We start from the raw sequence: 13455 nt of genomic DNA on the forward strand, positions 1-13455 counted from the left end.
GCCTTGCCGGCCGCTTTTCGCGCCATGACCAAGCCGTTTTCCCTGCAAACCGTCCTCGAACTGATGCAAGTGCGCAGCGACGAGGCAACCCTCCAATTGGCCCGTTTGATCGCCAGCGAGCGCGACGCGAAGACCAAGCTCGACCTGCTGCGCAACTACCGCGACGACTACGCCCATCGCTTCCGTAGTGCGGCCCAGAACGGCATCGGCCAGCGCGAGTGGCATAATTTCCAGGAATTCCTTAACCGTCTCGACGAAGCCATCGAACTGCAGGCGCAAGCCGTGGCTCAGCACGAGCGCCACACCGCGCTCGGCCAGAGGAACTGGCAGGAACAGCGCAAGAAGCTGCGGGCCTTCGACACCCTGGCCGAACGCCACGCCCGCAGTGAGGCGCTGCGCGAGCAAAAAAGCGAGCAGAAACAGCAAGACGAGATCGCCGCCCGACGACGCCGCGAGGACAGCTGAATCGGACCCGCGCGACAGCGGTCGCGCAGGAACTGGCACAGAGCTTGCTCAGAAGAGCCCGGACCGTTTTTTCGTACACCGCCATGGCCATAACCCTGCTCACGCCCGCCGCAAAACCCGCGCCCCAAACCGCCGGAACGAACGCCGATCCTGGCGGCGACGGCGCAAGCGCTGTGGGCGGCGATTTCGCCAGCCTCCTGCTCGGCCAATTGGCTGCGGGCACGACGCCACAAGCCTTGGTGGCCGGCACGGGAAACGAATCGACCGCGGATCAGGCGCCACCGGGAAGCGACGGTGTCACGCTCAGCGCAAGCGACTCCGCCGAAGCCAGCGCAGCCCAGCTCATGGCGGCGCTCGCGCTCGTCCCACCCGTCGAAACGCGCATCACGCCGCCCTCAGCGCCGGTACCGGCATCAGGCGACGCTTTGCCGGGCCTCGCCCAGGGACTCTCGACGCCCGCTACGACGACACACGATGCGGGCCAGCCTCCCCTGGAAACTGATGCTGCCGCCAGTAAGACTGACGGCGAAGCCATCCCGCTTGCCGCTGCAGGCAACGATAAGTCACCGGCAAAATTTGCCGAAACCCTGGCCCACGCCAGTGATCGCCTGCCGCAGTTCCAGGCTGCCTCAGAAACTTCGGCCAACACCCCCGCCCTGCCGCTGCACGCCCAGACCACGGCACAGACGTCCCCCCTTCGCCACGAAGCCACACTCGCGGTGCAGACCCCGGTCCGCGATGCCAACTGGAACCAGGACTTCGGCCAAAAAATCGTCTGGCTGGCGGGCAATGGCAAACAATCGGCTGAACTAACCCTCAACCCGCCGCAAATGGGGCCGATAGAAATCTCATTGAACATTGATAAGGGAAGCGCGACGGCAAGCTTCGTCTCGGCCAATGCGGATGTGCGCCAGAGCATCGAAAGCGCTCTGCCCAAACTGCGCGAGATGCTGGCCGGTGCGGGCATCGAACTCGGTCAGGCCAACGTCAGCGCCGAATCGTTCCGTCAGGCGAATTCGGGGGCGAACGGTGAAGGACAAGCACGTGGCGACGGGCAATGGCGGGGCGAGCCGGCTATACTAGGCGCCGACGCGGCATCGACCGTCGCGCCCCGGAGCACGCTCAGCGTCCGCGGCAGCAGCCTGGTCGACATTTTTGCCTGAGTCTTTGCACGGAAACACCAGAACAGACTGTCATAGAGAGGGTTGTCAATGGCCAAGGATGCCAAAGCGGCCGAGGGCGGCGAAGCCGCTCCGCCCAAAAAGAGCAAAAAACTGCTGATCATCATCGCCGCTGTGCTCGTGGTGCTGCTCATCGCTGGCGGCGCTGGCGCCTTCCTGCTGATGAAGAAGAACGCCGACGAAGAACACGAGGATGGCGAAGTCGCGACCCAGAAAGCCAAGGACACGAAAAAGAAGGACGCTAAGGAAACAGCACCGGTCTACGTCGCCCTCGACACTTTCACCGTCAACCTCGCCCCCGAGTCGCCCGACAGCGCAGGACAGTACCTGCAACTGATCCTTTCGGTCGAAGTCGCCGACGTGCATGTCGGCGACCGGATCAAGATGTACACGCCCAAGATTCGCAACAACGTGATGCTCCTACTTTCGGGCAAGAAAGCATCCGAGTTGCTGACGCGCGAAGGCAAGGAAGGCCTTGCCGCCGACATCCGCAACCTGATCAACAAGATCCTCGAACCGTCGGCGAAACCCGGCGAAGGCCCGGTCAAGGACATCCTGTTTACTTCCTTCATCATCCAGTAGAACGGCGATGAGTTCCGACTTCCTTTCCCAGGACGAGGTCGACGCCCTACTCAAGGGCGTCACCGGGGAATCGGACGAACCCGAGGGCGAAGACTCGAGTTCGGGAGGGATTCGCGCCTACAACATCGGCACGCAAGAGCGCATCGTGCGCGGCCGCATGCCGACGCTCGAACTGATCAACGAACGCTTCGCCCGCTACCTGCGCATCGGTCTGTTCAACTACATGCACCGCACGGCCGAGATTTCGGTCGGGCCGATCCGCGTCCAGAAATACAGCGAGTTCATCCGCAACCTGGTCGTCCCGACCAACCTCAACCTGGTCATGGCTAAGCCGCTGCGCGGCACCTCGCTGTTCGTCTTCGACCCCAACCTGGTTTTCCTGGTGGTCGACAACATGTTCGGCGGCGACGGCCGCTTCCACACCCGGGTTGAAGGGCGGGATTTCACGGCCACCGAACAACGCATCATCCAGGGCATGCTGAACGTCGTGTTCACCGAATACTCGCGTTCATGGAAGCCGGTTTACGACATTCACTTCGAGTACATCCGCTCGGAGATGAACTCGCAGTTCGCGAACATCGCAACGCCCTCCGAGATCGTCGTATCGACGAGTTTCTCGCTCGAGTTTGGCGGCACGGCCGCGGACATGCACATCTGCTTCCCCTACTCGATGCTCGAACCCATCCGCGACCTGCTCTACAGCTCGATGCAAAGCGACCAGCTGTCAACCGACCAGCGCTGGATCGTAATGCTGCGCAAGCAGCTCAAGGATGCCGAAGTCGAGATCAAAGCCCAACTGGCGACCACCACCGTCACGCTGGGCGACATCCAGAAAATGCGGGTCGGTGACATCATTCCCCTGCAGATTCCAGAAGTCATCACCGCCATGATCGACGAAGTGCCGCTGATGGAGTGCCGTTACGGTCAGCAAGGCGGGCAGTTCGCGATCAAGATCGAACGTTTCATCACCTCGGAGCAGCCCGATTTTGCTGCCGGAGAAAAACATGGCTGACGACAACCAGGACAACGCCACCTCAGCGGAAGACGATTGGGCCGCCGCAATGGCCGAACAGGCCCAGGCCGATGCCGCAATGGCCGAACAAGCACCCAACGCCTCGGCCCAGCCGGCCCAGATCTTCCCATCTTTCGGCGATGCGGGCGGCAAGGCGTCGATGATGAACGAACTGGACATGATCCTCGACATCCCGGTTCAGATCGCCGTCGAGCTCGGGCGCACCAAGATCACGATCAAAAACCTGCTGCAGCTCGCGCACGGCTCGGTCGTCGAGCTTGACGCCATGGCCGGCGAACCGATGGGCGTATTCGTCAACGGCACGCTGATCGCGCAAGGCGAAGTCGTGGTGGTCAACGACAAGTTCGGTATTCGCCTGACCGACATCATCACCCCCTCCGAGCGCATGCGAAAACTCGGCCGCTGAACTGCAGCCCGGCTCACGCAGGACCGCCCGGAAGGGAAGCACAGCCCCTGTCCGGGTTTTGGCCGGGGTTTTGGTTTAAGATAGCGGCCACCATGACTCCGCCGCGCTTCGATTCCCCCCGCATACGGCGCCACGCGCTTGTTGCCTCGCTCTTGGCGTGGCCGTTCGCCGCCATCGCCCAAGGCAGCAGTGAATCGCCCGGCGTTTCAAGTGGCGCCATCGCCCAGATGCTGCTGAGCCTGCTGCTCGTCATCGCCCTTTTGTTCCTCGGTGCCTGGCTTCTGCGCCGCCTCAACGGCGGAAGGAGCTTCGGCCACGGCGGCCCCCTGCGCGTCGTCGGCGGCCTGATGATCAGCCCGCGCGAACGCATCGTCGTGCTTGAAGTCGAGGACACCTGGCTCGTCGTCGGCATCGTCCCGGGACAGATCAAGACCCTGCATACCCTGCCCAAGGGCGAACTCCCTCTCCCCGCCGCCGGCGACGGCGCCTTTGGCCAATGGCTCAAGCAATTCGCCGAACGCAAGAATGAACACTAAACACCTTCGCCTCGCCACGCTGGCCCTGCTGCTTCTGCCGCTCGCGGCCTACGCACAGAGCGCGCTGCCGGCGCTGACCAGCACTCCGGGCCCGGGCGGCAGCCAGACCTACACGCTGTCGATCCAGACCCTGCTCACTCTCACCGCGCTGACCTTCATCCCGGCCGCGATGTTGATGATGACCAGCTTCACCCGCATCGTCATCGTCCTCTCCCTGCTGCGTCACGCGCTCGGCACTCAGACTTCGCCCCCCCAATCAGGTGATCGTCGGGATGTCGCTGTTCCTGACCTTCTTCGTCATGTCGCCGGTATTCGAAAAGGTTTATGACGACGCCTACCGGCCGCTCTCGGAAAACCGCATCACCTTCCAACAGGCCGTCGACCGCGGCGCAGAGCCCTTGCGCGCCTTCATGCTCAAGCAGACGCGGGAGTCCGACCTGGGTCTGTTCGCACGCCTGGCCAACGCCCCCAAGCTTGAATCGGCGAAAGACGTACCGATGCGCGTGCTGATCCCGGCCTTCGTGACCAGCGAGCTGAAAACCGCGTTCCAGATCGGGTTCATCATTTTCATCCCCTTCCTGATCATCGACATGGTCGTCGCCAGCGTGCTGATGTCGATGGGCATGATGATGATGTCGCCAATCATGGTCTCCCTGCCCTTCAAGCTGATGCTCTTCGTCCTCGTGGACGGCTGGCACCTGATGATGGGCTCCCTGGTGATGAGCTTCGCCACATGACCCCGGAAATCGTCATGAACATCGGCCGTCAGGCCATCGAGGTCACCCTGATGCTCTCCGGACCTTTGCTCTTGTCGACGCTGGTGATCGGGCTGATCGTGAGCATTTTCCAGGCCGCGACGCAGATCAACGAGGCCACGCTCTCCTTCATCCCGAAGCTGGTCGCCGCCTTCCTCATCCTGCTCCTCGCCGGCCCCTGGATGCTGCAACTGCTGGTCGACTACATCCGCCGCCTGTTCGAAAGCATCCCGCAGCTCATCGGCTGAACGGCGCGGGCGATGATCAGCTTCACTTCGGCCGAGTTCAACGCCCTGCTTGCGGCCTACCTCTATCCGCTGGCGCGCATCCTCGCCCTGCTCGCCAGCGCGCCGCCGTTCAGCAACGCCGCCCTGCCGCGGCGAATTCGGCTGGCCGTCGGACTGGCCGTCGCCCTCGCCCTCGCGCCGGCCCTGCCCAAGGCGCCCGCGATCGACCCGGCGTCCGGCCTGGGTCTGCTCGTCCTGGCCCAGCAAATGCTGATCGGTTATGCCATGGGAACGGTAATGCGCCTGGCCTCGAGCGCCGTGGATTTCATGGGAACGACGATCAGCACGCAGATGGGCCTCGGTTTCGCCACCGCCTACGATCCCCAGAATACTTCGCAGACGCCGGTCGTTTCCGAATTTCTCGGCATCCTTGCGCTGCTCGTCTTCCTGGTCAGCAACGGGCACCTGATGCTCATCGCCACGTTAATGAAAAGCTTCGCTCTCCTTCCGGTCGGGCATTGGCCGGTCGCCCCGAGCACCTGGCTCAACGTCGCGCGCGCGGGGGGAATCGTCTTTTCTTCCGGCTTGTTGCTGGCCCTGCCCATCGTCGTCGCGCTGCTCATCACCAACGTCGCGCTCGGCGTGCTCGGGCGCGTCGCTCCGCAGCTCAACCTGATTGCCATCGGCTTTCCGGTCACCATCCTGCTCGGGTTTTCCGGCCTGCTCTTCGGCCTCTCGCTGCTCGCCACGCCGCTTTTGCAGCTCTACGAGTACAGCCTGCAGTCGATGCTCGGAATTTTCGTCCTGCGCTGAGGCCGAACGGCGGCGCCGCTACTTGCGCCCGCTGGTGTCCGCCTGGACGAGTTCGATCGTTCCCGCCGAAACCCGGTAGGAAAACGGCGTCGCCGACTCAATGCCCTCGCTGTACTCAAGGATGCGATAAGCTGCGTAGCCCTGTTCGCGCTGCAGCTTCAAGGCCCGGCGCTTCAAGACCTGAATCGCTTCGCCGTCGCCGCCGGTGCGGAAATTCTTGGCCCGCAAAGCCAGCTGGAAGGTCGTCGCGTCCAAGCGGCGCTCCTCGATGCGCCAATTGGGCGCCAGCGGATCGTAGATCACATAGAACAGCGCCGCTTGCGGCGCCGTCAACGGCGCATGCCCGAAGAGCGACACCGGCGGCGAAAGCGCCAAAGCCCCGGCCACCACCGCCGTATCGACGCCGACGGCGACGCTGCCGACCTCGACCGGCGGTTCCGCCTGCACCTTGCCGACGGCGTCGTTGATCGCCGTCGTCGTCCCGCAGGCTGCGACAACGGTCAGCAGCGGCAAGAGCGAAAGCAGACGGCTGCGCATGATCAGAGGTAGTTGAACAGGGACATGCCGCTGACCTTGGAAAACGACTGCTGTGCTGCCTGCAGTTGCATCTGCTGGGTCATGAAGCGTGAAATCGCTTCGGCGTAGTCGATGTCCTGAAGCCCGGAAATCTGCTTGGCGTATTGCACTTCCTGATCCGCCGCGACCCCGGAGAGCGACTGCATTTCAGCCATGCGCGAGCCGATCGAGGCCTGCACGCGTGAGACGTTGGTCAGGGCCTGGTCGAGGTTGGCCATGTTGGCGTTGATCGTGTTGCGCACCGCCGCGCCGGCCACCGCATTGCCCTGGATCGGAGTGCTGAAGGCCGTAATCAGGTCCTGCAGGGTATTGAAGAGGCTGCGCTCGCTGCTCGGCTGGACGCTGAAAGTGTCGCCCGCCGCAGGCGCCCCCTGAATGGTGAACGCCACCCCGGGAACGCTGGTGATCGCGGTGTTGCTGGTGTAGCTCACGCCGGTTGCCACCGTCGTCGAGGTCGTCGTATCGGTCACGTCGAAGGTCGTCGCCGAGGTGAAGGTCAGGGTGTAGTTGTGTCCCGTCCAGTTCTGAGGCGTCACCACCGAGCCCGGATCGACGATTCCGGTGCCCGTGTTGGCAGCCGCCGCACCGGTCACGAAGCTGCCATTGCCGGCACTGTTGCGCAGGAAGATGTCACGCCCCGAATCATTGACCGCGATCTGCCGCGAGCCACTCACCTGCAACAGGCGCTGGCCGTCGTCGCCGACATAATTGACATTGATCGTTCCAGCCACGTTCTGCTGCTGGAACGGCTGCGTCTCGCCCTGATAGCCCGAGAAAAGATAGTGGCCGCTTGCATCGAGACTGTTCGCCACCCCGAAGAGCAGGTCGAACTGCCCCTGGAGCGACTTGGCGATGTACATCCGCTGAGCATCCGAATACGAGGCATTGCCGCCGGCCACAACTTCTTCCTGGATGAACTGAATGGAATCGACCACCGATTTGAGCCGATCCTCGGCCAGTGCCAACTGGCTCGAGGCGTTTTTCTGGTTGTCGGCGTACATCGCATTCACGTCGCGCGCTTGCGAGGTCAGCAAGACCTGCGCCGCGGCCACCGGATCGTCGTCCGGCGTCAGCACCCGGCGTCCAGTCGACAACTGGTTCTGCGTCTTGTACAAGGCGCTTTGCCCGTCGATCAGGTTACGCGTGCCGGCGTCGAAGATTTGGCTGGTACTGACTCGCATGGTGACGTCCTTGTTTCGGCTTAACGGATGGCGAGAATGGTATCGAGGAGCTTGGAGCCGATGTCGATCATCTTCGCCGCGGCCTGGTAGGCCTGTTGATATCGCAGCAGGTTTGCCGCCTCCTCGTCGAGATTGACCCCGGAGAGCGAATCGTTCGCGGTCTGAGCCTGCTTGAGCAGCGCTTTCTGCGCATCAAGCGTCACCTGGACTTCGCGCCCCTTGTTGCCGGCGTCGCTGACGAGCTGTGAATAGCTGCCCTGATAGGTTGCTTTGCCGCCGGCCATCGTGTTCTGCGTTTGCAGCTTGCCGAGCAGCAGGGCATTGCGGTTGTCGGACACGCCGTTGCTGTTGCGTGCAATGCTGAACGTGTCGCCGTTCTTCGGCGTGCCGCTGATCTGCACGCTGATTCCCGAAAAGGTGATCGTCGCGCCGTTGGTGTAGGGGATTGCGGCGTCCGGCACTGGATAGGTGTAGTTGGTGGTCGTACCGTTGCTGGTCACGCTCACCGGCCCGCTCGGAAAACCCGTAAGGTTGCCGCCGCTGTAGCTCAGACTGATCGGCGAGCCCGCCGCCGGAGCGGCATAGCCGGTCGACACCGCACCGGAGGAAATGATGGCGTTACCGGTGTTTGCCGTTCCCGCCTCGGCGCGGATCGGCGCGGCGGCAGCAATCTGGCGCAGATCGGCAGCGATCACCGGGTTGATGGCGATGTTCCGCGCCAGCTCGCGAGTCGGCTGGATAAGGTAGCTCGATCCGGCCGCCGGCGTCCCGCTGACGGCCACGGTGAATCCCTGCGAACCCTCGCTGCTGGCGTTTACCGCCGCGTTCAAGGCGCCGACGCTGGCTGCCGACCACGACACTTGGTCGCTCAAACGGGTCAGCGTGTAGTTGGTGCCGTCGTAAGCCAGCTGGTAGTCGCTGTTGGTCAGGTCGGTGTAGAAGTTGCCGTTGTTCGGCGGCGGCGAAATGAAGCTGGCGGTCACGTTCGCCGCACTGGCCGGGTTGAGCGCGTTGGCGAGAACCTTGGGCCCGGAAATGGTGAAGAAATTGCCGGCGAAAGTCGGATCGCCGGCAATATTGCCGTTCAGGTCCTGCCCCAGCGCGTGCTGGGCGTTGAAGGTCAGCGCCATCGAGGCCGCGACACGCCCCATCTCGTTGGCCGCACGGTCCAGGAACTGGCTGCGGAAAGCCAGCAGACCGCTGATGCTGCCGCCCGAGAGCAGCGATTCGGGCATTTCCTGGCTGCCCGTGGCGTTGCGCAGGCCGACGGTCAGACGCGAAGGATCCGAGGACGAGGCCACAGCCACCAACTGCGATACCTGCGTCCGGGTCACCAGTTGCTGGCCATTGCCGATATAGACGTTGTACGAACCGTCGGTATTCATCGTCGTGTTGACGCCGATCAGCTTGTTCAGGTCGGCGACCAGTTGGTCGCGCTGATCGTAGAGGTCGTTCGGCGGCTGACTCGTCGCCGCCTGAGCATTGATGATCTGTTCGTTGAGGTGGGCGATCTGCTCGGCATACGAGTTGATCGAGCCGACGTAACCCTGAATCTGCCCATTGACGCCAGAATACAGCTCGGAGAGGCGGTCCTCGATCCCCTGGTAGCGAGCGACCATGGCCTGCGCCGCCGAAAGCATCGACTGACGGGCAGCGAGCGAACTCGGGTCGGCCGCGACCTGTTGCACCCCTTTGAAGAAATCGCTCAAGGCCGGCGACAGCCCGGAATTGGGGTCGGCGAGCATGTTGTTGATCTGGGCCAACTGGGCCGAATACGCCTCAAGGCTGCTGGCCGTCGTCTGCGCCTGATTGACCTGCGCACCGAGGAAATTGCTGTACATGCGCTCGATCGTCGCCACGTGCGCGCCCTGGCCGACGTAACCGGATCCGGTCAGCACCGCGATGTTCGAGGCCATGATCACCCGCTGACGGTTGTAACCGTCGGTGTTCACGTTGCTGATGTTGTGACCGGTCGTCATCAGGCCGAACTGAGCGTTTTGCAGTGCGCCGACGCCGATACCGAAAATCGAAGACATGCTTTTCTCCTCTACTTGACCCTTAACGGCGGATCAGCCGAAAAATTGAGTCCGCCCCCTGCCGCCCTACTCGGCCAGCGCCTGGCGCAAGGTCATACCGTTGATGATCCTGCCGAGCTTGTCGGCGTACTGCGGATCGGTGGCATAACCGCCCTGTTGCAGGGAACGTGCAAACTGCGTGCCATCCTGTTGCCCGAGCACCGCGGCATAGCGCGGGTTGCCGCGCAGCAGGCCGGCGTAATCGCGGAAGGCGTCGCCGTAGGAGCCATAGACCCGAAAACGCTCGCGCACCGACTGCGCCTCGCCGTTCACATACTCGGTCGTCTGCGCCTCCACCGCCGCACCGCCCCAACCTTTTCCAGCCTTGATCCCGAACAGGTTGTGGCTCGGCGCGCCATTCCCGGCGCGAATCTCGCTCTTGCCCCAGCCCGTTTCCAGCGCCGCGTGCGCGACCAGGAAATGCGGCGGCACCCCCAGCGAGCGCGCCGCATCGACGGCATGCGGCCAAACGCGATTGACGAATTCGCTGGCGCCGGCGGGCACCGGCACCCCCGTGGCCTGAGTTTCACCCACTGCAGCAGGCGTCGCCGCGCTGCTGCGCCAGCGCCCGGCGCCGCCGCTCAAGGCTTGCATCTGCGCAGCGTGCAACTGGCGTTCGAGCGAAGAGGCGACCACGGATTCGACCCCACTCGCAGCCCCCACCGTCCCTGATTTTCCACCGAGCTGCTGTTCGATCAGCTTGGCAAAACCCAGACGTCCTGCCAGGTTCTGCGCCAACTGCTGATCGTGCAGCGAGCTAAAGAAGCGCGTCTGGTCGCTGTTCAACAGGCCGTCCTGCGGCGTTGCGTCGCGCATGCTCTTGAGCACCATGTTCAGCAGCATGCCTTCGAACTGACGCGCCGCCTCCTTCAGGCCCGCCTGCGGGTCCTGCTTGAGTCGGTACTTGAGTTCGCCTGCGGCCTGACCGTCCAGAACGAAGCGCGGCTTGATGTCGTCGGCTTTCATGGCCCGACATCAAGCAATAATCGAGCCTACTAGATGATCTCCAGATCGGCACGCAGGGCACCGGCGGCTTTCATCGCCTGCAGGATGGACAACAGATCCTGCGGATTGGCGCCCAAGGCATTGATCGCCTTGACCACGTCGGCCAGATTGGCACCTGCCTTGAGCTGCATCAGCGCCCCGCCCGACTGGTTAATGGCGATGTCGGTCTGCGCCGTGGTCACCGTCTGTCCGCCCGAGAGCGCGTTCGGCTGGCTGACTTGCTGGTCGCTGGTCACCACCACCGACAACGCGCCGTGCGCCACTGCACAGGCGTCGATCGTCACTTTCTGGTTCATCACCACCGAGCCCGTGCGCGGATTGACGATCACCTTCGCTATGCCGGCCATCGGCCGCACTTCGAGGTTCTCGACCCGCCCCAAGAAGGCGACTCGGGCGTTGGCTTCCTCGGGCGCGAAGACCCGGATCAGCCGCCCGTCAACCGCCTGCGCGACGCCGCCGCCCATTTCCCGGTTGATCACCTCGACAACGCGCTGCGCCGTCCCGAAATCGGTATTGCCCAATTCGTAATGCACGAAGGGCCCCTGCCCGAGACTGGTCGGCACCTCGCGCTCGACCGTCGCGCCGGCAGCGATGCGCCCGGCAAGCAGGTGATTGATGACCGCCTTGTTGTTGCCGACCGAGGCGCCGATGCCGCCGATCAGCAGGTTGCCCTGTGCCTGGGCGTAAATCTGCCCGTCGGCGCCTTTGAGCGGCGTCATGATCAGCGTACCGCCGCGCAGGCTCTTGGCGTTACCCATCGAGGAGACGGTGACGTCGATCTGCTGCCCGATGCGCGCGAAAGGCGGCAGGTTGGCGGTCACCATCACCGCGGCGACGTTCTTGAGCTGCAACGACTGCGTCGTCGGCAACGTGGTGCCGAGCTGGGCCAGCATGTTGATGATGCTTTGCGTAGTGAACGGCGTTTGCGTCGTCTGGTCGCCGGTACCGTCGAGACCGACGACCAGGCCGTAGCCGACCAACTGGTTGGTACGCACGCCCTGGACACTGGCCAGGTCCTTGATCCGGTCGGCCCATGCCGGAGCGCTCGCAAGCGGCAAGGCGGCACAGGCAAAAATTGCCACGCGAATGGCCGAGTGGCGCAGGATTTTGCCGAGGATCGAATGCATGCGGACTCTCCCTGAACCTTAGAACGGCAGCACGTTGAGGAAGAAGCGGGCCAGCCAGGCCATGGCCTGCGCCTCGCCGATCGCGCCGCTTTCCTTGTATTCGATGCGGGCATCGGCCAACTGCGAGGAGCTGATCGAGTTGGCCGCGTTGATGAAGTACGGATTGACGATACCCGAAACCCGGATGTACTCGGTGCCGTGGCCGATCGCCACCTGTTTTTCGCCGGAAACGAGCAGATTGCCGTTGCCGAGCACTTCGATCACGGTCACCGTGATCGTGCCGCTGAAGACGTTGTTGGCCGCCGCTTCGCCCTTGCCGTCGAGGTTGTTGCCGCTGCTCCCGGCCAGTTCCATGCCCTGGAAGGATTTGCCGGGCAGCCCGGTGATCGGGCCGGCCGAGGCACTGATGCTGCTCGAGCGATTGATCTTGGTGTTCGACTTGGTCGACGCCGAGTTGGTCTCGGTGATGTTGATGGTCAGCGTGTCGCCGATATAGCGCGCACGCCGGTCTTCGAACAGGGTGCGCGAAACGCCAGGTTGATAGATGCTTCCGGTCGTCGCCTGGTTGTCGACACGGGGCGCCGGCCGGGCAGTCATCGGCTGATGCACATTGGTCGGCGGCACCGTGTTGCACCCGGCCAGGGCCAACACCGTCGCCGAAACCAGCAGCGTCATTCTCATGAGCGACTCCTTACAGTTGCGTCAGGCGTGCCAACATTTGATCGGACGTCGACACCACCTTGGAATTGAGCTCGTAGGCACGCTGCGTCTGGATCATGCTGACCAACTCCTCGGCCACGTTGACGTTCGAGGTTTCGACGTAGCGCTGGTTGAGTACCCCGGCACCGTTACTCCCGGGCGTGTTGGGTGTCGGCGCGCCGCTCGAGGCGGTCTCGAGGAAGAGGTTTTCGCCGATCGCCTGCAGGCCGCCGACGTTAACGAAAGTCGCCAGCTGCAGGGTACCGACCTGAGTCGTCGCGCTCGTTCCCGGCTGCGTCACGCTGACCACACCGTCCTTGGAGATGGTCACCGTCAGGGCGTTGGAAGGGATCGTCACGCTCGGCTGAACCGGGTAACCGCTCGAAGTCACGAGCTGGCCCTGATTGTCCTTCTGGAAGGATCCGTCGCGGGTGTAAGCCGTCGTTCCGTCGGGCAGCAGCACTTGGAAGAAACCGGCGCCGTCGACACCGATGTCGAGGTCGTTGCCGGTCTGCTGCAAGCTCCCCTGAGTGTGGATACGCACCACCGCCACCGGCCGCACCCCACTGCCGAGCTGCAAGCCGCTCGGAATCTGCGTCTGCTGCGAGGACTGGGCGCCGGGCTGGCGCAGGGTCTGGTAGAGCAGGTCTTCGAACACCGGGCGCGCACGCTTGAAGCCGTTGGTGCTGACGTTGGCCAGATTGTTCGAAATCACGTCGAGGCTCGTCTGCTGCGCATCGAGCCCGGTACGGGCCACCCAAAGGGAACGGATCATTTTATTGAAATCCTATCGT

15 protein-coding genes and 1 pseudogene are annotated in these 13455 nt (G+C 63.4%); 9 read left to right on the forward strand and 7 right to left on the reverse strand.

Annotated elements, in window-relative coordinates; translation table 11 throughout:
• Positions 1 to 24 precede the first annotated feature (24 nt).
• From fliJ to fliR, 9 genes and pseudogenes are all read left to right on the forward strand, one after another.
• Positions 25 to 465, forward strand: coding sequence for a flagellar export protein FliJ (gene fliJ, locus QMB55_RS01110; protein WP_497586815.1), 441 nt, complete (start codon positions 25 to 27; stop codon positions 463 to 465).
• A 239-nt stretch (positions 466 to 704) separates the two neighbouring features.
• Positions 705 to 1628, forward strand: coding sequence for a flagellar hook-length control protein FliK (locus QMB55_RS01115; protein WP_497586945.1), 924 nt, complete (start codon positions 705 to 707; stop codon positions 1626 to 1628).
• A 48-nt stretch (positions 1629 to 1676) separates the two neighbouring features.
• A complete protein-coding gene (fliL, locus tag QMB55_RS01120; protein WP_497586816.1) occupies positions 1677 to 2228 on the forward strand; it encodes a flagellar basal body-associated protein FliL in 552 nt (183 codons plus the stop codon).
• A gap of 7 nt (positions 2229 to 2235) precedes the next feature.
• On the forward strand, positions 2236 to 3240 hold the full coding sequence (gene fliM / locus QMB55_RS01125; protein ID WP_497586817.1) for a flagellar motor switch protein FliM: 1005 nt from the start codon (positions 2236 to 2238) through the stop codon (positions 3238 to 3240).
• On the forward strand, positions 3233 to 3667 hold the full coding sequence (gene fliN / locus QMB55_RS01130) for a flagellar motor switch protein FliN (RefSeq protein ID WP_497586818.1): 435 nt from the start codon (positions 3233 to 3235) through the stop codon (positions 3665 to 3667). The genes fliM and fliN overlap by 8 nt, the downstream gene beginning before the upstream one ends.
• Positions 3668 to 3819: 152 nt before the next feature.
• Positions 3820 to 4203: a flagellar biosynthetic protein FliO gene (gene fliO / locus QMB55_RS01135; RefSeq protein WP_497586819.1), complete on the forward strand. Its 384-nt coding sequence runs from the start codon at positions 3820 to 3822 to the stop codon at positions 4201 to 4203.
• Positions 4193 to 4940: pseudogene (gene fliP / locus QMB55_RS01140) on the forward strand (flagellar type III secretion system pore protein FliP). The gene fliO and the pseudogene fliP overlap by 11 nt, the downstream one beginning before the upstream one ends.
• The gene (gene fliQ / locus QMB55_RS01145) at positions 4937 to 5206 is read left to right on the forward strand and encodes a flagellar biosynthesis protein FliQ (RefSeq protein ID WP_497586820.1); all 270 of its coding nucleotides are present in this window, start codon (positions 4937 to 4939) and stop codon (positions 5204 to 5206) included. Before fliP ends, fliQ begins: the two are co-directional and overlap by 4 nt.
• 12 nt (positions 5207 to 5218) lie before the next feature.
• Complete coding sequence (fliR, locus tag QMB55_RS01150; RefSeq protein WP_497586821.1) at positions 5219 to 5998, forward strand: flagellar biosynthetic protein FliR; 780 nt, start codon at positions 5219 to 5221, stop codon at positions 5996 to 5998.
• Between the two features lie 18 nt (positions 5999 to 6016).
• On the opposite strand, the gene QMB55_RS01155 is transcribed toward fliR, so the two are convergent.
• The 7 genes from QMB55_RS01155 to flgG form a co-directional block, all read right to left on the reverse strand.
• The gene (locus tag QMB55_RS01155) at positions 6017 to 6535 is read right to left on the reverse strand and encodes a hypothetical protein (protein WP_497586822.1); all 519 of its coding nucleotides are present in this window, start codon (positions 6533 to 6535) and stop codon (positions 6017 to 6019) included.
• A gap of 2 nt (positions 6536 to 6537) precedes the next feature.
• Positions 6538 to 7755 (reverse strand): flagellar hook-associated protein FlgL, encoded by a 1218-nt coding sequence (gene flgL / locus QMB55_RS01160; protein WP_497586823.1) that lies wholly within the window; start codon positions 7753 to 7755, stop codon positions 6538 to 6540.
• Between the two features lie 20 nt (positions 7756 to 7775).
• Entirely contained in the window at positions 7776 to 9791 is a 2016-nt protein-coding gene (flgK, locus tag QMB55_RS01165) for a flagellar hook-associated protein FlgK (RefSeq protein ID WP_497586824.1), read from the reverse strand.
• 66 nt (positions 9792 to 9857) lie between these two features.
• Entirely contained in the window at positions 9858 to 10796 is a 939-nt protein-coding gene (flgJ, locus tag QMB55_RS01170; protein ID WP_497586825.1) for a flagellar assembly peptidoglycan hydrolase FlgJ, read from the reverse strand.
• 29 nt (positions 10797 to 10825) lie between these two features.
• Positions 10826 to 11962, reverse strand: coding sequence for a flagellar basal body P-ring protein FlgI (locus QMB55_RS01175; protein WP_497586826.1), 1137 nt, complete (start codon positions 11960 to 11962; stop codon positions 10826 to 10828).
• Positions 11963 to 11980: 18 nt separating this feature from the next.
• The gene (locus QMB55_RS01180; protein WP_497586946.1) at positions 11981 to 12637 is read right to left on the reverse strand and encodes a flagellar basal body L-ring protein FlgH; all 657 of its coding nucleotides are present in this window, start codon (positions 12635 to 12637) and stop codon (positions 11981 to 11983) included.
• Positions 12638 to 12653: 16 nt separating this feature from the next.
• Complete coding sequence (gene flgG / locus QMB55_RS01185) at positions 12654 to 13436, reverse strand: flagellar basal-body rod protein FlgG (RefSeq protein WP_497586827.1); 783 nt, start codon at positions 13434 to 13436, stop codon at positions 12654 to 12656.
• Positions 13437 to 13455: the final 19 nt, after the last annotated feature.

It is taken from the genome of Propionivibrio sp. (genome assembly GCF_041441355.1).
Classification (GTDB): domain Bacteria; phylum Pseudomonadota; class Gammaproteobacteria; order Burkholderiales; family Rhodocyclaceae; genus Propionivibrio.